The 23,417-nt window shown below is 34.9% G+C and carries 23 protein-coding genes; 3 read left to right on the top strand and 20 right to left on the bottom strand.

Translation table 11 applies throughout. The features are described from left to right. Positions 1–251 precede the first annotated feature (251 nt). Positions 252–392 (bottom strand): hypothetical protein, encoded by a 141-nt coding sequence (locus DWV06_RS18305; RefSeq protein ID WP_155522614.1) that lies wholly within the window; start codon positions 390–392, stop codon positions 252–254. 159 nt (positions 393–551) lie between these two features. Between DWV06_RS18305 and DWV06_RS01415 the strand changes: the two genes are divergently transcribed. Beyond that, a complete protein-coding gene (locus tag DWV06_RS01415; RefSeq protein WP_115480399.1) occupies positions 552–836 on the top strand; it encodes a hypothetical protein in 285 nt (94 codons plus the stop codon). Positions 837–862: 26 nt separating this feature from the next. Here DWV06_RS01415 and DWV06_RS18765 read toward each other — a convergent pair whose 3' ends face one another. The 13 genes from DWV06_RS18765 to DWV06_RS01350 form a co-directional block, all read right to left on the bottom strand. Continuing rightward, a complete protein-coding gene (locus tag DWV06_RS18765; RefSeq protein ID WP_235828878.1) occupies positions 863–1,765 on the bottom strand; it encodes a C39 family peptidase in 903 nt (300 codons plus the stop codon). 53 nt (positions 1,766–1,818) lie between these two features. Then, entirely contained in the window at positions 1,819–3,951 is a 2,133-nt protein-coding gene (gene vanT / locus DWV06_RS01405) for a serine racemase VanT catalytic subunit (protein ID WP_115480398.1), read from the bottom strand. Positions 3,952–3,955: 4 nt separating this feature from the next. Further along, positions 3,956–4,705: a M15 family metallopeptidase gene (locus tag DWV06_RS01400; protein WP_115480397.1), complete on the bottom strand. Its 750-nt coding sequence runs from the start codon at positions 4,703–4,705 to the stop codon at positions 3,956–3,958. After that, a complete protein-coding gene (gene vanG, locus DWV06_RS01395) occupies positions 4,702–5,751 on the bottom strand; it encodes a D-alanine--D-serine ligase VanG (protein WP_115480514.1) in 1,050 nt (349 codons plus the stop codon). The genes DWV06_RS01400 and vanG overlap by 4 nt, the downstream gene beginning before the upstream one ends. Positions 5,752–5,894: 143 nt before the next feature. Next, positions 5,895–7,004 carry a vancomycin resistance histidine kinase VanS gene (vanS, locus tag DWV06_RS19065; RefSeq protein WP_408608117.1) on the bottom strand — a complete coding sequence of 370 codons (1,110 nt, stop codon included), beginning with the start codon at positions 7,002–7,004 and terminating at the stop codon, positions 5,895–5,897. Next, positions 6,997–7,698: a VanR-ABDEGLN family response regulator transcription factor gene (vanR, locus tag DWV06_RS01385; protein ID WP_115480396.1), complete on the bottom strand. Its 702-nt coding sequence runs from the start codon at positions 7,696–7,698 to the stop codon at positions 6,997–6,999. The genes vanS and vanR overlap by 8 nt, the downstream gene beginning before the upstream one ends. Positions 7,699–7,771: 73 nt before the next feature. Beyond that, the gene (locus DWV06_RS01380) at positions 7,772–8,221 is read right to left on the bottom strand and encodes an aminoacyl-tRNA deacylase (protein WP_115480395.1); all 450 of its coding nucleotides are present in this window, start codon (positions 8,219–8,221) and stop codon (positions 7,772–7,774) included. A 158-nt stretch (positions 8,222–8,379) separates the two neighbouring features. Then, entirely contained in the window at positions 8,380–9,306 is a 927-nt protein-coding gene (locus DWV06_RS01375) for a metallophosphoesterase (protein WP_115480394.1), read from the bottom strand. A gap of 114 nt (positions 9,307–9,420) precedes the next feature. Then, positions 9,421–10,305: a HipA domain-containing protein gene (locus tag DWV06_RS01370; RefSeq protein ID WP_115480393.1), complete on the bottom strand. Its 885-nt coding sequence runs from the start codon at positions 10,303–10,305 to the stop codon at positions 9,421–9,423. Beyond that, entirely contained in the window at positions 10,298–10,753 is a 456-nt protein-coding gene (locus DWV06_RS01365) for a helix-turn-helix domain-containing protein (protein WP_115480392.1), read from the bottom strand. The genes DWV06_RS01370 and DWV06_RS01365 overlap by 8 nt, the downstream gene beginning before the upstream one ends. A gap of 59 nt (positions 10,754–10,812) precedes the next feature. Beyond that, positions 10,813–11,796 (bottom strand): serine hydrolase domain-containing protein, encoded by a 984-nt coding sequence (locus tag DWV06_RS01360; protein WP_115480391.1) that lies wholly within the window; start codon positions 11,794–11,796, stop codon positions 10,813–10,815. Further along, on the bottom strand, positions 11,796–14,081 hold the full coding sequence (locus tag DWV06_RS01355) for an excinuclease ABC subunit UvrA (RefSeq protein WP_115480390.1): 2,286 nt from the start codon (positions 14,079–14,081) through the stop codon (positions 11,796–11,798). Before DWV06_RS01355 ends, DWV06_RS01360 begins: the two co-directional genes overlap by 1 nt. Positions 14,082–14,274: 193 nt before the next feature. After that, the gene (locus tag DWV06_RS01350) at positions 14,275–15,177 is read right to left on the bottom strand and encodes a LysR family transcriptional regulator (protein ID WP_115480389.1); all 903 of its coding nucleotides are present in this window, start codon (positions 15,175–15,177) and stop codon (positions 14,275–14,277) included. 101 nt (positions 15,178–15,278) lie between these two features. On the opposite strand from DWV06_RS01350, the gene DWV06_RS01345 reads away from it, so the two are divergent. Both DWV06_RS01345 and DWV06_RS01340 read left to right on the top strand, forming a co-directional pair. Then, complete coding sequence (locus DWV06_RS01345; RefSeq protein ID WP_115480388.1) at positions 15,279–15,863, top strand: chromate transporter; 585 nt, start codon at positions 15,279–15,281, stop codon at positions 15,861–15,863. Further along, positions 15,860–16,417, top strand: coding sequence for a chromate transporter (locus DWV06_RS01340; RefSeq protein WP_115480387.1), 558 nt, complete (start codon positions 15,860–15,862; stop codon positions 16,415–16,417). Before DWV06_RS01345 ends, DWV06_RS01340 begins: the two co-directional genes overlap by 4 nt. Before the next feature lie 45 nt (positions 16,418–16,462). Here the strand turns inward: DWV06_RS01340 and DWV06_RS01335 are convergent, their stop codons facing one another. The 6 genes from DWV06_RS01335 to DWV06_RS01310 form a co-directional block, all read right to left on the bottom strand. After that, entirely contained in the window at positions 16,463–17,398 is a 936-nt protein-coding gene (locus DWV06_RS01335; protein WP_115480386.1) for an AraC family transcriptional regulator, read from the bottom strand. 61 nt (positions 17,399–17,459) lie between these two features. After that, positions 17,460–17,903 (bottom strand): hypothetical protein, encoded by a 444-nt coding sequence (locus DWV06_RS01330; RefSeq protein ID WP_115480385.1) that lies wholly within the window; start codon positions 17,901–17,903, stop codon positions 17,460–17,462. A gap of 130 nt (positions 17,904–18,033) precedes the next feature. Further along, positions 18,034–20,100 carry a hypothetical protein gene (locus tag DWV06_RS01325; RefSeq protein WP_115480384.1) on the bottom strand — a complete coding sequence of 689 codons (2,067 nt, stop codon included), beginning with the start codon at positions 20,098–20,100 and terminating at the stop codon, positions 18,034–18,036. Next, entirely contained in the window at positions 20,100–21,293 is a 1,194-nt protein-coding gene (locus DWV06_RS01320) for a hypothetical protein (protein ID WP_115480383.1), read from the bottom strand. The genes DWV06_RS01325 and DWV06_RS01320 overlap by 1 nt, the downstream gene beginning before the upstream one ends. Next, positions 21,290–22,159, bottom strand: a complete 870-nt coding sequence (locus tag DWV06_RS01315; protein ID WP_115480382.1) for an ABC transporter ATP-binding protein — start codon at positions 22,157–22,159, stop codon at positions 21,290–21,292. The genes DWV06_RS01320 and DWV06_RS01315 overlap by 4 nt, the downstream gene beginning before the upstream one ends. Next, complete coding sequence (locus DWV06_RS01310; protein ID WP_115480381.1) at positions 22,160–23,407, bottom strand: hypothetical protein; 1,248 nt, start codon at positions 23,405–23,407, stop codon at positions 22,160–22,162. Positions 23,408–23,417: the final 10 nt, after the last annotated feature.

Here is a 23,417-nt window from a genome sequence, read left to right as displayed (position 1 = left end):
ACATTCTATTTTGATTCATTCGTATAAAAAAAGACCGCTCTTTCTCAAATAATTTGAAAATGAACGATCATAAATTATTCTAACTTATACTAAGAATGCTCTGATTCTACTAAGAGATACAGGAGTAATTCCCAAATACGAAGCTAAATGACTTTGTTTCATTCGCTTCTCCAATTCAGGATAACGAATATTTATGATATTTTTTAGGAAATTCTACTCTGTCTGTTTAAATTGGATTATCGTGTCAATTGCTAATCGAAATCTTTTGTTACTTTCCATAAGGCTCCAGACTCAGCATAAGGAGTCATTTCAGCTTCATTCACATCGATTCTTCCATAATCCTCCAGTTTGAGGTCTAATATCTGTCCGGTTCTGTCCTGATTAGAATTCATAGTTACTCTCCATTAACTCTATTTCATAAATCCTATGAAAAATGAAAAGTGTCAATTCTTATAATATCTTAAGATAATTTTTCTTAATAAATTTTAATCGTAACAAAGTCTGTTATAAATAATATAATATAACAAAATAGAGACTATTATAAATGAGATATGCAAGAAAATATAAAGAATAATAAGTGTGAGTGTATGGATTATTGTTTTTCTACTCTAGAGCCAAAACAATTTGCTCTGATTAGTGGAATATTAGGTGTTATTATATCAGATGATCTGAGTGTTAATGAAAAAAATGCTTTAGGTAATTTCATTGTTAATTTAGGTCAGGCAATTTTAACTGAAGCAGCTCAACAACAAGTTCAAGAAAATAAAATAAATATGGAAATGCGTAAAGAAATAGATGAACTTAAAAGAAAAATTGAATTACTAAAATACGAATGAAAATAAATTTCGGAATTTTGATAAATTCACCTACTATATGCCCATAAATTTTTTATTTGTCCCTGTAACACATCATAATCCCACAGCACACTACTGCGTTCTCTGCTATTTGGATCATTGACAATAATCTTTCCATCCTGTTCTCCTACTAATACAATAAAATGTCCTTGCGTTGTGAAATCTCCAGGGCCCATACTGCAGATAATTGGATGTCCTGATTGTATTTCCGAAAATACAGTACCCTGACTTAAACAGATTTCTTTTCCATTTATGCCAAAATGTGATGCTCCCTCGGTCATAAAACTCCAGGATGTCCCTGATCCTTTCATATAAAATCCTGCATCTTGTGCATAAATTGCCACTCTATCCGGTGTAGCATCTTTATTATCTGTTAATGCCAAAATAGCCATTGATAAACATGTTGGTGCACAACCTGCAAGTCCTATACAACTATCTCCATAAGAAACATACCCCCACCGTTTGTCCCACTGCATAAAAAGTGGGTATTTTTCTTTTAATTCTTCCTTTGTAAATTCACAGGGTACACTACTATCCTTATTATTGTAACCCAATGCAAACTCAAGCATTTCTGAATTACTGCAAAGTGCTGCAAGCAATTCCTCAGGATAGCAGTCTAAATTACTATAAATTTCACGATATTCACTCGATGTCTCAGCTAACTTTTCTAATTCATTCCTTATGTTAACATTTGAATGAGTTTTGGGCTTGTTTAAATTATCTTTTGATACGTTTTTTACTATTCGATTTGTTTCAGGCACTGAAAAATTATTATCTTTATTGATTATTCTAAAAATTAAATATATCGAGAGCAAGAGACATATCAATATTTTTACTGTTTTAAATGTATATCTTATCGGATGTTTCTTTCTTCTTTGTCTCAGTGCATTTTTATCATTTATACTTTTCATTTTGACTCCATCTTTCCTCTTCATTTATCTCTACTATGTAAGTAAGATAATTTCTACTGCATTACCCTATCCAATCTATCTCCAAGACGACTTAATATTTCATTTGTAATCGTGCCTGTTTGTTCTGCTAATTGTGCTGCTGATATCACTTCATTTTCGCATTTTCCAATAATCACAACAGTATCTCCTTCCTTGACATGACTAATTCTACTAACATCAATCATTGCTAGATCCATACAGATTCTTCCAATAATTGGAGCTCTCTTTCCATTTATCAAAACCTCACCTGCTCCATTTGATAGAGAACGAGGTAGACCATCTGCATAACCAATTGTAATTGTTGCAATTATCATTTCACGCTCTGCAATAAATGCCATTCCATAGCCAGCCGATTCATTTGGATATAATTTGCGGACAGACGCAACTCTAGCTTTCAACGATAATACTGGTGAAAGAGAATCTGCCCAGGACTCTGTATCCTCTTTCGTACTGAGCATTCCATATAATGCGATTCCGACTCTGGCATAATCATTTCCAATTTGAGGATAATTCAAAACTCCATAGCTAGACTGCAAATGCAATTTTGGGATTGTATATCCTATATCTCTTAATGATTCCACCAATTGGTAAAAATTATCCACCTGTCGTTTTGTGAATATTTGATCTTTGGGTTCCATGCAGTCTGCGGCAGATAAATGTGTAAACATACCATCAATCACTAAATTGGGCATTTCGAAAATCATACACAAACGATCTATATTCTCACTTCGTTCACCAAGGCGATGCATCCCGGTATCAACACCAAGATGTACATGCAGCTTCTTTCCATATTGATTCAAAATCACAGCATATTCATAATCCACAACCGTTTGCAGTAAATGATAACGCCAAAGCAGATAAAACTGCTTAGGATGTGTATATCCAAGAATTAGTATTGCACCTTTTACTCCGCTTTTCCTAAGAGCAACTCCTTCCGTCACGCTGGCAACACAAAATGCCCGTACGCCTATTGCATTCAATTCTTTAGAAATAATAACAGCCCCATGACCATAAGCATTTGCCTTTACTGCTGGCATCAAAATACAGTCTTTTGGTAATTGTGACTGAAGAAATTTCACGTTTTTTACCAAAGCATTTCTGTTCAGTTCTATCCATGCCCTTCCTCTTAGAAATTGCTTTTTATTTGAATATCCGATAACCATAACCAATATGAATGAAGATAATAACGAAAGAACAACAACAACTAGAAAATGAATCATGCTATTTTCAACCAACAGCTTTGACAAATTTAATGACTTGCTCATTATTCTTGTCACGACAATCATTGCAGGATGAAGAACATATACCCATGTTGAAAGCAGCCTTGCTCCCGGCAGCTTAATAGGATTGCACCGCATTAATAACTGATAAAGAAAAACCATAGTAGGAATCAGCATCAAATACATACTGTCATGCCTCTGAACATTCATACTGTGGAGCAGAAAGCCTTCTGCTGTCATTCCCAAAAAGGTGATCGTCACTCCAATAACCAAAGTATTTTTCTTAAATCTCCATTTAATTTTGCTCATCCACGTACCAAGAAGTAAAAATATAGGTGCCATAAACAATCCATTACGAGTATACGAAAATATTTGAAAAGCCCAATTGTATATAGATCCAATAACAGGTGCATTTTGAATAAATCCAAAATAACTGTCCCCTAATAACCCAATACAATATAATAAACCTGCTATTATAGTTATTTTCTGCAAGCTCATAAAACGACTGAGTACATAAATCAGAGTTGTTCCTATTAGAGAAGCAGGAAAATACCATAAATGATAGAATGTACCGTCGAACAGAAAAATTCGAACAATATCATATAACGACAACTTCTGATAATGTCCGGCATAGATTCCAATTGGTATGTAAATCAAAATTGCAATACCATATAGTATACATACTTTTTTCAGGTAGGAAAGTAATTCATCTTTTGCACTCTCTTTAGATAGAAAGAATTTTGTAATTACAAATTGACCTGTTACCATAAAGAAGAATGGTACAGCAACTCTTGCAAGAATCCTAGTAAAGAAGAAGTCTCCGTCCATACTGATAGAAATCAGAGGAGACGTATGGATCGCAATGACCAAAATTGCAGCCAAAAGACGGAAAACATCAAGCCCACCGTAATTTTGTTTCGTACGCAAGTGATCACCTCCATTCTGTCAAAATAAATCCATCTGTATTATTGCCAGAGATACTGTAAGGCTTGTTATGACCCACTTTGATTTCCGTATCAGCTGCCTGGATGGCTGAAATGTAAGAAATAGAAATATTTTGTCCACCTCCATGAATGGAATACGTTTTGTTTCCATAGTAAAACTGCTTTATAAAGGAAATGTATTCTTCAAGAGTTAATCCTTCATTTATTATAATCTGTGCATGTGGAACTCCAACATACCTAAAATGCCAAGGCTCATGACCAATTCCGGTAATAGATTCCTTACCAGCAGGGTATCGCTCGATAAAGCCATAGCTGGCTGCTCTCTCTCGAAACTGTTGGCAAATTCCAAAATACGGGAACTCCGGGCAAATGAAATCAATATTATTTTGATTTAATCCAAGGTCAATTGCCAATCCGGTCTGATGTTCACTGTGACCAGGAACTGCCACATATTTTCTTGCATATTCCCAGCCTCTTTCTTTTACAGTATCATTCCATATTTTCTGTTGTTCCCCTAAGGAACGCCATCCACTAACAGGAACAATTTCTTTCCATCCGTTTATCTCTCGCATCAAATTTGACAGAAGAACGGATGCTTGTCTTTGCAGTTTGATATCTGATTTCTCTAAATTTGTCACTAAAGGGTCTAATCCCATCTCTACTAACGGATATTCATGGTTCACGAGAATTAAACTGCCAAAATAAATTTGTTCTTTCGTCAAAGAAATTTTATTCATTTCTTCACCGCCTGTTCAATTATTTTGTCGAGAAGGATCTGAAAAGAATAACCTGCTGCCTTCATCATGCCGGGATATCTGCTGTGCTCAGTAAAGCCTGGAATAGTATTGACCTCGTTAAAAACAATTTCACCGGAAGTAGTCAGGAACATATCAACTCTTGCAAAGCCTGAACAACCTAATGCCTTGTAAATGCGTTTTGCAGTTTCTTTGACTTCCGATGACTTCTCCTTGCTGATTCTGGCTGGTACATGGATTGCAGATGTTTTTAATGTGTACTTTTCCGTAAAATTAAAAAATCCTCCTGAAAGCTCAATCTCATCTACTTCTCCAGTAATCAGCTCATTAGTCCCAAGTACTGCGCAGCCAACTTCAAAGCCATCAATATTTTCTTCAATAATAACCTCTGTATCATAATGAAACGCTGCTTCAATAGCTTTCTGTAGGCTGTCCTTTGACTGTACCTTACTGACTCCATAGGAAGAGCCTGCTTTAACCGGCTTAACGAACAGTGGAAATCCAACTTTTCTTGCAAACAATTTTGCTTCTTCTATTTCAGCAGCTGATAAGATTACCATAGCTTTTGGAACACGGACACCTGCAAGACCGGCCAATTTGTGTGCACGATCTTTATCCATGCAAAGAGATGAGGCAAGAACATTACAACCAACCAGAGGGATTCCCGAAAGAGAAATAAGCCCTTGAACCGTTCCATCTTCACCATTCTTACCATGCAGAATTGGAAGAACAGCATCAAATTTGATGGAGGCTGGTACTTCTTTGCCAAGTAGCAGCAATTCATGCGTTCTACGATTTGGTGAAATAACTGCGGAAACACAATCTTTAGAATTTTTCCATGTATCATTCTGAATTTTATCTACAGGACCGGTGTAATAAAACCAATCTCCCTCATTGGAGATTCCAATTAAGACCGGTTTATATTTACTCTCGTCTAAATTGCGGATGACTGCGGACGCGGATTCAAGTGATACACCGTACTCTGAGGAACATCCTCCAAAAATAATAGCAATATTTAATTTATTCATATCTTTAGTCCTTTCTTCAGGTGTATCACTGTTGGCTTTTGTCAACAAAAAAACACCTGGTCTTGATACTTGAATTGTATCAAAACCAGTTGTTTTAGGTTTTCGATATTCCTTTCTAAAATCATGTAAATTTATTTACAAAATCATACGATTTTATGACAATCCATAGGAATCCATACCGTAAAAATAATACTTTCATCTTCACTTACTGCCTGAATCTGTCCACCATGTAGTTCAACTAATTCCTTTGAAATAGCAAGTCCCAAACCTGAACCACCCGTAGATGTCGAACGTGCAGAATCCAAACGGAAAAACTGTTCAAAAATCCGATTCAGTTTGTCAGGTGGTATGGTTTTTCCATTATTTCCAACAACTATTCTTACTCCATCATCTACCGGTTTCATCGAAAGTGTAATTTCAGTACCTGCATAACTATAGTTTACCGCGTTACGTATCAGGTTATCAAATACTCGTTCCAGCTTATCACTATCACATAGAACTTCAACATCAGAAGTTATTTCCATATTCCACTTTAACTCCTTCTCAGCAAGTATTGGATTAAATTCGTATGTTATCTGCTCAAGCATCCGGCTTAAGTTCGTTCTTTCTGGTTCAAGAGTAAGCGTCGTAAGATTAAAGCGGGTAATATCGAAGAACTCATTGAGCAAATCCTCTAATCGCTCTGCCTTATCTAGCGCTATGCCTGTATATTTTGTACGAAGGTCAGAAGAAATCTGTGGTTCGTCTCTAAGCAACGTCAGATATCCTATGACACTTGTAAGTGGTGTTTTCAAATCATGTGCCAGATAGACAATCAAATCATTTTTTCTCTGCTCAGCCTCTTTAGCAGCTAAGATATTCCGTAATCCCTGTTCCCGAGCCAGGTTCAATTCATTTTGTACATCAATCATGTCCTGAGAAAGTTTTATAGGTCTTTCATCAGGGTGGGATAACTTTTTAGCAGCCTCAATCACCTCGTCCATATGTCTGAGTGACTTTAATAGCATTCGTCGTGTCAATAGTATGCTACCGATAATAATGATTATAAAAAATATCAGCGGAAATAATGTTTGAATCGCCTTTAAAATATTATATAATCGATTCGTCTCATACCAAATGTAACGAGAGCATATATACCAGACGAGTAAATAACCTCCAATCATCACACCAACAAGACCAAGTATTGATAAAGTATATTGTATAATAATACGGGAAATCTGAACATATTGCCTTCCTGAATTTTTCTTATTCAATGGTATATCCACACCCCCAAACTGTTTTTACGAATTTTGGTTTTCGAGCCGGCTCATGCAGCTTCTCTCTTAATCTTGCAATGTGTGCCATTACTGTATTATTATTATCCAGATATTTTTCTCCCCAGACTGCTTCAAATAGCTCCTCCGAAGATACCACATTCCCCCTTCGCTCACACAAATACCAGAGAATATTAAATTCCATCGGAGTTAGTGTCAATTCCTCACCATTCAAGAAACATTTATGACTTTTTTTTGCTATATGTAAGCCACGAATATCAATCTCTTCTATCTCCGGTTCTTGCAAAGATACATCTGCAGTATTGTAACGGGTATATCTGCGTAGCTGCGTTTTTACGCGAGCAATCAGCTCCAATGGATTAAATGGCTTTGTAATGTAATCATCAGCTCCAAGTGTAAGCCCTGTAATTTTATCCATATCTTCAACTTTAGCAGTAAGCATAATGATTGGAAACAGATGATTCTCGCGAATTCGCTGACAAAGTGTAAAACCATCCATGTCCGGTAGCATAACATCTAAAATTGCAATACTAAGAGTTTCCCTGCCGACACATTCTAAAGCATCTGTCGCATTATAATATTTGAATACTTCATAACCATCGTTTTTCAAATAGACTTCTACCAAATCAGCAATTTCTGACTCATCGTCTACTATTAATATTTTCTCTTTCAATTTACTTAATACCTTCTTTCGTATTTCGAACTTTTTGTCTACATCGTTTATTAATTACTAACTTTTTAATGTACTAATCTATAAAATTAATTACATTATTCAGTCGTATAACATCATGAGGATCAATTTTAAGTGTAATCAATTCATTTCCAGTACCACCATAAATATAATCAAACTGCAAAAGCGTATTGTCAAAAATGCATGGTAAATTAAGCCCTATTAAGGGAACAGAACCAATCTTATAACCTGTTTGTTTTTCAACCTTTTCTCTATTAGCCATTTTAAGCTTAGAGTATCCGAATTGTTTCTTCATAGCATCAAAATCTAATTTTCCTCTGCAAGCAGATACTATACAAGCTATAAGTCCATCTTCGCATTGTAGGATAAATGTTGGTGCAGCTTTTTCAACTTTGTAATATTTTTTTGCATCTTCTATTGAATATATAGCTTCATTTTGCTTTATTAATTCGTACTTTGCCTGCTCATTTTCCAACTTCATTTCCAATTCTACTATACTATACATAAAATTTTACTCCTTAAAAATCAAATTCAAAAGCCTTTTTTTATCTGAATAATTATACTATACCTTTGTCTAAAAAGCCATTAAAAAGCTCTATATTCTCGTAAACTTCAAGAATATAGAGCAATAACTTATTTACCTTAACTATAATAAATGATATATTAATTCCTCTTACAATGAATAGGATATTGATTATTCTTAGAATTAAATTTTTCAATAGGTTCCGGTCCTCTTACTACTGTCCTATGAATTTTCAATTCCCCATTTTCGGCTGCAGCAATTCTCCAATCAACCATTAATATTTTACCATTAACAATTTCAATCCCTGCAATACCACGAGTTCGTGTACAACAACCTAAATTAAAATATGGAAGTTCATTCACTTTTGGAAATTTGGGTCTGTGGGTATGCCCGCAGATTATCATTATTTTGTGTTTTTCTATCCATTTACTATAGACCTTCTCTACTTTATGTCTTTTATACAAATTACGAGCCGGACTGGTCGGATTGTCAAAACCAACAATATGCAAATATCTCCAAAAGTATCGAAGTAATAACATGGAAAAAACCCAAAATTGGTCATTCATAAAGTCACCCTGATGACCATGCAGCACAAAAATTTTCTGTTTCGTTTTCTTATGTTTTAGAATGATCGCCTCCTTCGGTTCCAATCCCCTAAATAAGTCCACTCGTTTTTGATTGTATTCATCGTAATACTGATAATAATTATTTTTGATGAATCGTTTTGACTTTAAATAAATATTATGATTACCATATAGCATGATAAAGCGGCCTTCATCATAAAACTTTTTTATAACCGTAAATACATCGCTATGTGCTAAACGAATAACACTAAAGTTCTTGTATTCCCAAAGCTCATCACCATCCCCAACTTCAATATATTCATATCCTTCTTTATAATAATAATTTAATGCATGTAAAAAGACATTCTGATTTCTTGTGAATTCATCAGAAACGCTATCGTCACCCCTATGCATATCACTAAAAAAGATATATTTTGAATTATTATCAAAATATATCTTTTCTGCATTTTTATAAGTATTATTCAATCGTCTTTCAGTCTTCATTTTACCTCCATTAATATCAAATTTATGATAATGTATTATTGGAAGTATTTCTACATTATTTAAAATTTATTCATAAGTAGTATAATTAAAAGACTTTACTCAGCTGTTGCATCTCTATTTCATCAGAAGGTTCATGCTATAATCAAAAATTTTTTCTTTTCGCTCTAAAATCATCGTCTTGTAAAAATCCTTTTGCATCCTAGAAATAACTGGGGTTGCTTCAATCAGTCTTTCAATTTTATCGATATCAATTCGCTCGAATATTTTTTGCAATGCTGCATTACATTCTTCATTTTGTAGGGAAGATATGAATTCAAAATAGGAAATTTTTTTTCCGTTTTCCATAATAGCTGAGGTAGGAAAAACATAGATTCGTTGGTTTATTTCATCCTCGCTATTTAGAACCTTCTCCATATGCTCTCCATCTAGTTGTGGAAACAAACAGGAGCCGCAATCATAAACCGGTGCGATTTCTGCTGTTTGTTTCTGTTCATCTATTAAAATTCCCCAGTTGCCATTATGACGGTCAAAATTTCCAAGCAAGGCATCTGCAACAAACATTTCCCAAAAGAATGCTCGTAGTTCAACCGATGATATCAGTGCTTGTTCATCAATGGCTTTCAAAATGGAAGACAGCTCGGTTCCATAGCCACTTTGCTCACTATCTACACAGGTGTTTTTTAGGTGGGCAAATTCCATAAGCCTTTTTCCATTCTCGGTAAAATCCCTGCAGGCCACCACAATTTTTTCCTTTCCTCGTTTATCGGTATAGGTACCGAGCAATGTTTCCTGTGCCGGTATACCAATTGACTTGAAGATATGACAGGCAAGATATTCACTGATGCAGCTGTTTGTATAACTCATAGCCTTACTTTTGCTTGGAACCGGCGGAAATTTAAGCATATAGCTTGTTCCTTTATATAAAATATTGATTTTGTTCCCGTTGGCACCGCCATATGCTTTAAACTTATTAACAGCACATGATGTAAAATCAATCATCCGATCCCTCCTGTTCTTCACTGTAAAGATATTTTTTTCTTAAATAGTTTGCCTGTTCTTCTGAAATACAACCTGCCCAAAAGTCTGCATTGATAGATCCATAAAGCTCTCCCCACAAACAATCCATATAAGATACCTTGTCTTTATCTCCCTGCTCATAATCTTTTATCGCCTTTGTTAATTGCAAGGACAAGTTAGTTTCCAAATAAGTTTTATCTGCAGGTTTCCCTGATTTTTCAACTTTTTGTGGCTTTGTTTCCAATTCAAAGATTTCTTCCATGGATATATTCAGTGCTCTGGACAGCTTTGAAAGCGTCTGCACATTGCATCGGTTAAGGCTTGTTTTGCCCGAGCAGATATCTGCAAGCGTTGCCCAAGGGATACCGCTTATTTTGGATAAACTATATCGTGACAGGCCTTTTTCTTTTAATAATTCCATAATTGTCATCGTTTTTCACCCCTATCATTAGTATATCGGCATTCCGATATACTGTCAAGAAAACTACTTCACTGTACACAATTTTCAAACACAGGTACAATATACTCTTGAATCAGTTTTATTCTATCCTTAGCACGTGGCATAAAAAGAGAAGCAATAGAGACCACCATTTTTTTCTTTTCATTGACATATATCACATTTCCTCCATCTCCCATAGCAGCGTAAACATGTTTTTTATCATCAATGATCCACCAAAGATAACCATACGACAGCTTCCACTGGTTACTTCTGCTATGTTCCTTTGTGCTCTCATCAATCCACTTAGTTGATACTATTTGTTTGCCCTTCCATATCCCACCATCTAAATATAATTGACCTATCTTTACCATTTCCACCGGAGTCAGCGTAAGCCCCCATCCTGCTGTATTTACTCCTGTCCTGTCAGCAGCCCATCCACTGACACTTTTTGCTTCATAAAATGCAAATTGTTCCTCTTTATTTTGAAAGACCACATTGTTCTTAGCACTAATTTCCAATGGAGAAAATAAGTATTTTGTTGCAAAATCGAGTACGGATTGTCCAGTCGCTGTTACAAGAATACCGGACAAAATATCTGGACCTATGAGTGGAGTATATCTGAATTCTCCTATCTTCCCCTTGCCTCCTAATAAATCAAGCGCACTTTTTACCCAGTTATCACTTGCAAAATATTCTGTATAGGGTTCTGATTTATATTTATATGGAGCTGTCATTGTCAGCAGATCCTTAATGGTAACACTCTGTATCGTTTTTTCTCCCCTTTTAATTATGTAATCTGGGAAAAAGTCCAATACTCTCTGGTTGATACTTTTGATATTCCCCTTGTCTATGGCAATACCAATCAATATAGAAATAATGCTTTTTGTTACTGAAAAAACATGAAAGCTGCTAGCAGCTGTGCATTCATTAAAGTATTTTTCATATACTGTTTTACCATTTTTTAGTACAATTATGCCTCCAATATTATTGTAGCTTCTATTTATTATCTTTTCCATCTGCGTTTTTAAGGTCATTAAAGATACCTCCCTGTTTTGGAATTTGGATTGTCTCTCAATTGTTCCGGTGTTCCTTTCGCAATAATCTCACCGCCCATATCTCCACCTTCGGGACCAAGTTCAATTATATAATCACAGTTCTTTAAGACCTCTATATTGTGTTCAATGATAATTACTGAATTTCCATTGAGAACCAAATTATCCAATAATTTTAGCAACAATGCCGTATCATACATGCTAAGTCCGGTTGTTGGTTCATCCAGCACATAGAGTATATTGCCCCCGCGCTGTTTCCCTAGTTCTTTTGCAAGCTTCACTCGCTGCGCCTCACCACCGCTTAAAGAAGAAGTAGGCTGACCAAGTGTTAAGTAATTCATACCCATCTGCTCTAAAATACGCAGAGGTTTTACAATGCTTTCCTGACCTAAAAAAAAGGAACAAGCCTCTTCAATACTCATTTCCAATACATCGGTAATCGATTTCCCTTTATATTTCACAAAAAGGCTCTCTTCCTGAAACCGCTTTCCATGACACGTCTGACATTGCTTGTCGACAGAAAAATCAGCGGTCAGAAAAATTCTTTCATAGCCACTGCCACCACAGTCCGGGCATGCTCCTTTTGAATGAAACGAAAAATGTCCGGCACTCATGTTTCTTTTTTTTGCTTCCGGCTGTTTTGCAAAAAGTTTCCTGACCTTATCCCATATTCCTATATATGAGGCAGGTGTAGAATTGGAACTTCTTCCAATTGGAGCCTGGGATATCCTGACAAAACCACTGATTCGTTCTACCCCTGCTATACCAATTGCACGACCATATTTCTTGGCACTGACAAGACGTTTCAATAATGTCTCCTCGATCAGTGAACTCTTACCACTCCCGGATAATCCGGCAATCCCAACCATAGAATGAAGTGGAAATTCTACTGTAAGATCCTTTAAATAATGGGCATCAGCATGATCTAGAGTCAGAGAGTTTTGTTTATCAAAAATATGCTTTTTGACCTTCCGCTCGAACACCAAACATTTATTAAAAATATACTGGCTAAGCAGAGTATCTGCTTTCTCATACTTTTCATAATCACCTTGATAAACCACTATTCCTCCTTCTACCCCAGCCTTAGGGCCAATCTCAATGATATGGTCAGCTTGAAAAATCATCTCTTTATCATGCTCTACTACAAGCACTGTATTACCAATGTCCCTTAATTTCTTTATCGCTTTTATCACGTTTTGCTTCTCTGACGGGTGTAATCCTGCCATCGGTTCATCAAAGATATAAATCAGGGAATCCATTCCGGACTCAAGATGTCGATAGAGAAAGATGCGCTGTACCTCGCCACCGCTTAAGGAAGACATCTCACGGTAAAGCATCAGATGTCCCAAACGAAACTGAATCAGATACTTTAGTTTCTGCCTCACACTTTTTATTACGTTCTTACTGAACTGGGATAATTCTTCGCCAGGTATTCCATCCAGAAACTTAAGAAGACTTGTCAGTGTCATCTGTCCCAATTCACCAATCCGCTTTCCACGAAGAAAGACTTCTCTTGCATCATCACTGATCCTTTCCCCTTGACAATCTTTACAGATAGTCTTTACATAGACTTCCTCAACATCTTCCCCTTTTTCAAACGCATTCTTAAGAATCCGTTCAAGACAGTAGCTTTGTTTTCCATTGTCATACGTTCCATAAACCACTTCACTTTGAATATCTTCTGGAAGATGCCAGAATGGAGTGTCAAAATATTCACCATATTTCTTCTTTAGAATCCGTAAGAAACCAGATGTTACCTTAAGACTCTCATAGACCTCAAATAACGTTGTTGTTTTATCTGGGATCAACTGTTCCAGTTTAATATCAAAATAAGAACCTCTTCCTTGACAGCTAATACACATGCCTTCGGCCGTTGTATAGAGAAATTGACCTGGAGAGAGATGTTCCCTATGCTCATCTAAAACTTCTCCATCGCAGGCATAAACAAGAGCCAGCTGATTTAAAATTCCTGTCTTTGTGCCTACTGTAGAACGGGGATTGCTCTGCCGGACAGTATTCTGATGTACCGCCACCGTTGGACCAATTCCTTCTATCATATCGAACCGATCCTCATTATCAAGTCCCGTTAGAATCCCAATCGACTGTAGATACTGATTCTTACCTTCTTCAAACAAAATATCGAATGCAAGACTGGATTTTCCTGATCCACTAATACCTGTAATGACCACCAGTTGACGTTTAGGAATCTTCAGATTGATATTTTTTAAATTATGAATTCGTGCTCCTTGAATCTTGATTTCTTCCATTTGTTCACCTCTAAATTGATTTGCAGCATATTAGTCCACTCCCACTTAGGGGAATCTGACCAGATATAGAAAATGGATCGACTACCCATTCTTTTTTTGCTGTGTACTTATTGTACTCGGAAAATCAAGAAGAAGCTTTGCAATTCTTGCTATATTCCTTCTCTGCAAACTTTTGAAGTAAAAAAGTATGTTCTTATTTTCCATCAATTATAGAAGAGGATGCTGTTATCTCCTTACATAATTCTATAAACTGTTTTGCCGCAGTAGTTAAATATTTGTTTTTATGCCATACTATAAAATGTTGGCGGCTTAATTTCATATCAGAAATTTCATGTGTTTTCACTAATCCGTTTTCTATATCTTTATTAACCAAAAGCTTGGGCAAAAAAGAAATTCCAATTCCCAAACTAACCGCTTTTACAATTGCCTGTGTGCTTGTACTTTCCCATCTTGGATGAATCGTTAGCCCTCTTACAGAGAACGCATCATCAATATATGTTCTTACCCCACTTCCTTTTTCTCTTAACAGCATTGGATATTTTATTAGATCTTCTAATTTCAGTTCTTTCACAGATAATAAGGGATGGACTGGTGGCGTAATTAATAGTAATTGATCTCTATTAAAAGATTCTGCATGCAATTCTATTTCTTCTACACTACCTTCTATCAAAGCAATATCCATCTGATTATCCCGTAATAGCTTTTGCAAAGTATTACCATTTGCAATGTTGACTTGTATCCTCATATCAGGATACCTATTTTGATATATACTAATAATCTGGGGTAATAAAAAATTACCAATTGAGACACTGGAGCCTATTCGTAATATCCCGAATGTATCCCAATTTTGCATCCCCTTTTCCATATTGTCGAAAGCCTCTACGATATGCAATGCTTGTGCATAGAACTGTTTTCCACTTTCGGTAATTGACAGTCTTCTATTCATGCGTTCAAATAGGCAGACCCCATAATGTCTTTCTATTTCCTGAATAGCTCTTGATACTGCTGGTTGGGTCATATGTAATATTTCTGCGGCCTGTGTGATATTCTGCATTTGATATACTTGTATAAATATCTTCATATGTTTCATTGTCATTGATTATCTCCATTATATCATTTTTGTTATGTTCTTAATAAATTTATAGCATTTTACACATTTTCTTGCAAGAGTTATGATTGGTAAGAGGAGGAATTCATATGGAAAACAATTTAAAATGCCAAGATTCTCAAAAAAAATTGCTTAAGCTATTTCTTAGCACTCTTTATATTAGTACTTTTACCTTCGGTGGCGGATTTGTTATTATTACTTTCATGAAACGGAAATTTGTTGATGAACTTCACTGGATAGAGGAAGATGAAATGTTGGATTTAACTGCATTAGCCCAATCGGCTCCCGGTGCTATTGCGGTAAATGCTTCCATTCTAGTTGGTTGGCGTATTGCCGGATTCTTTGGAATATTAATTGCTATCATCGGAACTATTTTACCTCCGATGCTTATACTATCTGTTATTTCTTTCTTTTATTCCACATTTGCCAGCAATCTTTATGTAGCATTGGTATTAAAGGGAATGCAGGCTGGTGTGGCTGCTGTTATTCTGGATGTAGTTTGTGAACTTGGACTAAATATAGTGAAAGAAAAATCAATTATTAAAAACTTAGTTATGATAGTTGGTTTTATTGCAACCTTTTTCTTTCATGTTAATGTCATCTATATTATTGTTATTGCTACTATTGTTGGTATTGGCAAAGAATTATGGCGCTTTAAGGAGGTGAAAAAATGATTTATCTTGAATTATTTCTTAGTTTTATACAGGTAGGCATGTTTAGTATAGGTGGTGGATATGCTGCTATGCCTCTGATTCAAAGCCAGGTTGTGACAAAACATGGCTGGCTTACCATGAGTGGATATACTGATCTGATCACAATCTCAGGAATGACACCTGGTCCGATTGCAATTAATTCTGCAACTTTTGCAGGTATGCGAATTGCCGGAATCGGTGGTGCAATCATTGCAACCTTAGGCTGTATTCTTCCTTCCTGTTTGATTGTATCCTTTTTGGCTTTCCTTTATTATAGATACAAAGAAATGTCAGCTTTAAAAAGCATCTTATCCAGTCTGAGACCTGCTATCGTTGCATTAATTGCTTCTGCCGGACTCTCTATCTTAAGCCTTGTACTCTTCAATGGAGAATCTATCCAACCAAGTAATATCAATTGGATTGATGGTGGAATTTTTCTTTTTGCCTTCTTTTTATTAAGAAAATACAAATGGAATCCAATCCTAGTTATGTGTTTTTGTGGAGTAGTTGGATTAAGTCTTCATCTACTTTTATAAAAAAACTTAGTTTCAAAACTTGGATTGTTATTGATTTGCAGCTTGTTAGAAATGAATTTGCTCAATGGGAACGTATATGTCAACCTCATTGATATGGTTCTCACTGGTATGTGGATTATTACGATACACTTCAAACGGACAGTAATTTCTTGGAACATAACCACTTCCAGAAATCCACTCCTGGTACATGTAATTCCAGGCATCGCTGTACTGTTCCTTCTGAATTTGAAAATGTCCGACTGCGTACAGACCACCTTCTATTATCATCCTTCCAAGTACACCGTCTTCCTGAATCCGAATGTCTTTTGGTACCGTCAGACAAAGACTGGTACGAAACTGACTCTTCTCTCCAAATTCCGGATTGTCATGATATATCGCAAGCACCCAATTCTGTCCATCAACAAGAAGTTTCTGATTATCCGCATGAATAAATAACGTCTGCATCAGACTCACATACGCTTTCGCTAACGTTTCATAAGTACCATTATGCCTCACATAGACGGCCTGTTTCTCCTCTATATTTTCGATGGTAATCAGACCGGATACGGAACGCGGACCGACCTCCCATTCTTTCTTTTCTTTGTTCTTATTATACTCAGACAATAAAAAAGAATCTTTAAAATTCTCGTTATATTCCTTCCGATATTCTTTTGGACTGACTTCATAGTAATTTTTAAATGTCCGGGAAAACACAGCTGAATCCGAAAACCCAAGTTCATATGCAATATCCGTCATATTTTTATCTGCCCGGTGTGCCAGCAAAAATAATGCCCTTTCCATTCGTATTCGGTTCACATAATAAGCTAACGACTCATGCAGCATTCCCTGAAAAATACGGCTGAAATGGTATTTAGAAAACCCAGCAACATTCGAAAGTTCTTCGATCGTCATAGATTTCCCAATATTTTGTTCAATATAGTCCTGTACTTTATGAATTCTTCGTATGTAATCTTCCTTGCATTTTTTATCTAACTCTGACATAACATTCACTCCTGTTCCTGGAATTTACTATTAAAAACAACTACATTATACGAACACATCACTATATTTCCGTCAGAAATATCATATCACCAAAATGATATAATTCTATTGTAAATTCTTTAATCTTATGTTTAAAATACATATATCCTGAAAAATTTGACATATTATACCCATACGTAGCGTCAATAATTTCCATATCCACTTTTTCATATTTTTCAACGAAACTTTTCAAACTATACTTCCTACCAGCGATCTTTCCGCAATTAAGTCCTTTTATTCCCATAATATAAACAAAAGAACAATCTAAATCCACTTGTTTAAAAAGTAATTTCCCTTTAATCTGAATGGTATCATTATCTTTTGGAACATAAAATCCTTCCTTAAATAGAATTTTTATATTCACAAAATCTTCATCATCTATTTTTTGTATTTTGATTTTTTTAATATGGGAATCATGTAAAGAGTATGGAATGTTTATGATATTTTTTCTTATCGTTTTTTTCATCAATGTGTTTCACCTTTCATTCTTATGTATCTATTTTTTTGAGACTCAAACTCTTTTAACCTTCTAAGCCTCTTCCCATGCACTCTTATTCAATGTATTGTAATTCATTAAATATAACCTCCGTTCCATTTTAACTGATAAAGTTCAATCTTTCTATCTTTTCAATAATAATCTTATCATCCTTCTCTAATATTTGATAAATATCACTATAATCCTCTGACATGATAATCTTCCCGCCCACATCTTTCATCAAAAGTTCTGTCTTTTTTGTTTCCAAATCCATGCAGTAAAGGCAATTATCATTTCCAATATAATAAAAATAATGTCCATTTGTTGCAAAATAAATAATATCTGATTTACTTAAAATCAATTGGTTTTCTCCTGTCGCAAAACAATACTTGTATATATAATCATGATCCATCAAATTTGTATAATAGCAATAATCACTCTGAATACAAAATCTGCTGGATTGTGTTGAATATTTGCTATGAAGACTGATATCATTATAAATATGTTGCTTACCTGTGCTTACATCCATTTTTACCAGTTGACTATTCAAATTTTCATAATAGATCTTATTCCCATAATCACCTGTTGTTAAATACTCTATATTTCCTAAACAATTCCACTTGTGATATTTTCGACTTATTTCATAAAAATCTGAGGATTCCGAATCATAGACATAAAATTTATTTTCTGTAACAACTGCCAAATTATAATAATGGTTACCTTGATATTCTTTTGAGTAGATGACATCTTCCTCAAAATTAGTAAGATTTACACGATAAATAATAAGTACCTGATCGTAATCTTTGGCATAATACAGATATTGATTTGTTGCAAACATAGATAGGGAACATTCAAAATCGTCTTTTGTCTGTTTGAACGGATCTCTTATTATGGAAAACTCATCTCCAGTATCTATATTCTTACACAAAATATTATTGTCTTTCTGATAAAAATAATATTTGTCAGTCACAATATGATTACTCTCGCTGCTATTCTCATAAAATACTTCCTCATTATATATATCACTTTTGGCACATCCACACAATAGCATACAAGAAATGCTAAGCATTAAAAAAATCCTTAACGTTCCTTTATATCCAATAAAAATTAAAGCAACCAGAATCAAAATAACAATAAAATACAATAAAAAATGTAATGTCCGTTCTCTAACTGTAAAAGCTGAAAAAGACAGGTATTTTTCTACATCCAAATCTATATCTGAACTTACCAACTGGTATTTGTATATATCAGGAAAGAAATATCCTGCTCCAGACAATAGTCCTGTAGGTAGTGGCAGCAAATATTTCAGCTTAGCAGATGACGTCAAAAATGCCGGAAGTATTGTTCCTGCACCACTAACAAGAATTGTAATGAGACTTTTATGGAACAAAATACTTATTGCCATTATAAATACTGTAAGGAATATACTTCCCAAAATCTTAACTGCCATAATCAGCCCCATAAGATGCCAGAGTGTAAGTTTTAGACCACTATTTTTAAAAAAAGTAAGTGATTGAATCGGTGCATATGCAAAGTCCATTCCATATAAAAATTTCAGTCTCATAAAATCACAGAGTAAACAGAATAGACACAAAATCAAGGAGGTCATACACGTCATAACTATTTTTATCAGTGTTAATCTGTCTCTACCTTTCCTGCTGCATAATTGTAGATAATTCATTTCTGTTTCATATTCACTGCAAAATACCGGAATTGAAATGATAAAGATGAAAAAAATCAGAAGAATATCCATTTTTTCAGTGGTAAGAACTTCATTCCACCCTTCCTCATCAATGATATAATGTTGTTTCCTGTTTTCAAGCGCATACTGATATTTTTGATAAAAGAGCTTTATCTCGGTCTGTTCCTGCTTGGTTTTAGAAAGTTCTCTCAAAGTTTGTTCATATTCTTCCTGAGTGATATGACCCAGTGCAACTTGTTCCTCCAAATCATTAATCCCTGTTGATACATTTTTCAGTTTTTCATATTGTTTTTCTATATATGCTGTCTTCTCATCATTTAGTTCTCCACCAAGTATCTTTAAATATTCAGTATAGCTATCTGTTGGTTTTGTTTCGCTTGTTCCAGCCATATATATTGTGAAAATTATTTTTAGACCAATAAACACTAAAATACACAAGAGTACTCGCTGTTTGATGAAAAACTTATAAGCCTCATTTTTTATCATCAATTCATCCTCCTCTTTAGGCCGAATAATATCAATATTAGAACAACTGCCAGTATGATATTTCCTGCAATGGATATATTACTCATCAAATAAAATCTTGTTCCGAATTCCAGATAATGAAACTCCTGATACAACTGCTTATTTAAATATAAACAAACCGGATTGCATAAACCTACAAGACTTTTTAACATATCTGACTGAACGGAAAGTCTGCTTAACAAGTACCATCCACCCAGCAGTACCAAAAATGAGCCTCCAACATACAATGGTTTCTTCAAGAGCAGGGAAAGAATAAGAAGTGAAAGTACAATTACTATGACAGCCAACACACGGAGTAATATCTCGGATAGCATAAAATGTGTAATTGTGCTGTTTAAAAAGCTTTCCTTAAACGATGGAAGTGCCCATATAGGGTTGTCCAATCCTTCAAAACCGCACAATAAATGATATGTAAGCCAATCTACTAAACAAAACCATAATGTAATAAAAGCTCCACAACAAAGCGAAGCCATCATTTTTATAATAGTGCTTTTTATTCTTCCTTTTTTGGAGGATAACAACAATACATTCATATTCGTTTCATATTCCTGGCCGAAAACCGGTGCAATACAAAGAAAACACATAATTAGGATTAATATGAACGAGAAAAAATCATCAAAATAGCTTTCCACTGCATCTGACCTGTAAAAGGATGTGATGTTTCTTCTGCTATATGTATCTGCTATGAACTTATTTTCCATCGCACTAAGAAAGTTATTTTGTTTTTTATAATAACCAATATTATCCTCTGCAATTTTTGTAATAGTCTTACTGTATTGACTATAGTTTTCTGCATAATGAAACCCCTCTGCTATATATAATTTCAGAAGACGGTAGTCCTCATACAAATTGCCTGAATATGTAACCTCATTTTCATCTTTGTTACCTAACTTTTTACTATATATCTCTCCAAGACGCTCTTCTTCTTTTTTTAAAAAAGTAAATTTATCTTGTGTGATGCTTCCTTTGGTAAGTGTATACATCTGCTCTGCTGCACCCTGGTTTGATTCATTTTCCTGTAATATCGGATCAATATTTCCCTGATAATAGTTTAGACTGATTTTGGTCACATCAAGAACCGAAAATACAATCAAAAAAACAATCACATATTTACGAAGAAAGCTTTTCCTTAATTCATAAAAAAATAACTTCATGTCTCTTCCTTTCCAAAATAATGCAAGAAGACATCATCCAGATTAGCTACAACATGAACAGCTCCAGATGCTGGACATTTTTCACTTACAATCTTTAGGCAATATCCTTGTTCTGTCGCAAGCACGTTTCCAATTGAATAAAGTTCCATCAATAGGTTAGCTGTTGTATCGTCAGTATGTATCTCCCAAACCTTGTCTGCAATTTGTTCTGTAAGTTCTTTCAGTGTTCCTTTCTTTACTAAACTTCCTCTGTCAATCATAATTACCTCTTTTGCAATATATTCCACATCTGATACAATATGTGTAGACAATATTACAATCCGTTCCTTCAAAAGCTTTGAAATGATATTCCGAAAACGAATACGTTCTTTGGGATCAAGCCCTGCTGTAGGCTCATCCAAAATAAGTATCTTCGGATCGTTTACAAGAGCCTGTGCAATCCCAAGCCTCTGCCTCATCCCTCCTGAAAATGCTCCTACTCTTTTTGCTGTGCTGTCTGACAGATTTACCAAATCCAATAACTCATTTATGCGATTCGATATCTGCGATTTCGGTACATCCTTCAATGTACACATGTACTCCATAAATTCTCTGCATGTGAAGTTTTTATAGAATTGGGGATACTGTGGTAAATACCCAACCAGATTATAATAGTGACTTCCAAGTTTTCTTACATCCTTTCCGTCAAGTTCGATACTTCCCTCATCCTGTTTGATAATTCCGAGTATTGTATTAATCAGGGTGGTCTTTCCTGCTCCATTTGGTCCAAGGAGACCGTAAATTCCATCATTTAGTGACACAGTAAAATCCTTTAAGGCATATTGTTTTCCATATCTTTTACTAATATTGTTAATCCTTAATTCCATTTATTTAGTCCTTTCACTCCTTAACTCTGAATGATATATGGAACCACAACGATCCTTTGTTACAAGCTGGAGCGCAAATTTATCTGTTGCGCAAAGACCATACAGTCTTCCATCAACTGTATTTTTGCCTTTTTCTATCAGCTCTCCTGTCTTAAAATCATAAACACCGATACAGTATCCATGTATTGTTCCGTCTTCTGCAACCGTATTGTATCCGGTAATAAGATATTTTCCATTAGATGATAGATATGCATTGGTACTTTCCAGATTATCTACAGTAAAATCAGTAATTTTTTTATTTGTTAAATCAATGCAGTGAATCATCCCACTTGCTTTGTATTCCCTTGGTATTTCACTATCTGTTATATAGGCTGTATCTCCCTGAATATGAAGATTACTTCCATAGGCATTTTCAGTCTGCTTTGTTGTAATCTCCTTATTTTCCAAATCAATAATACCATACAACAAATATTTATCCTGATCCAGTTCACATCCAACAAATGCTACCCTCTTTTTGTCCGTTGAGACTTCCATTTGTTTCATACTTATATCTGTCTTTTTTTTCTCGGAAAAATCATAAGCTGTGACTAGCTTCTGAAAATTGGGTTTGTAAGAATACAGTGCATTGTCAGCATATACATATATCGTCGATGCATCCTTACTCATACAAATACTTTCATAATGTATATCAGAGAGTTGCTCCGACCAAAGCTCATCCAAATCATAATTTTCAATTTGATGCAATTCATAGTCAAAGCAAAGTATTTTATAGTCTTCTGTTCCACAGCTGCTTGAAGAAACTTCAAGTCCATCCACATCTGTATCCATTTCCTCTCTCTGACCTGCGACAACATACAAATAAAAACAACTTTCCTCTTCACAAAGCAGCTTAACTGACATAATACTTTTATTATTAAACGAAAAACCTTCTTTGATATCTGAAGTTTCTAAATCAAACATATTAATTTGATTTCCACTCCAATAAACAAGTTTCTTGCCATTATTCATGAACCCAATCATTCCATCTATATTACCTTTTATATTTACAGCATCTGAATACCTATAGCCACCCTCTGATTCATCATTTAATTCTGATTTCTTCTGTATATCAGATTCACTGTCATAATTGGATGTTGGTCTTTCTGCTTCATTTTCTTTTTTGTTACTACAACCTGACAAAGAAAACATAATAAGTAATGAAAATATCCGTATTATCCAACAATATCTTTTCTTATTACTTCTATTCATGATTTCTCCT

This window comes from Anaerosacchariphilus polymeriproducens, assembly GCF_003363435.1.
Taxonomy (GTDB): Bacteria; Bacillota; Clostridia; order Lachnospirales; family Lachnospiraceae; genus Anaerosacchariphilus; species Anaerosacchariphilus polymeriproducens.
This window is presented reverse-complemented; position numbering and strand designations above follow the sequence as displayed.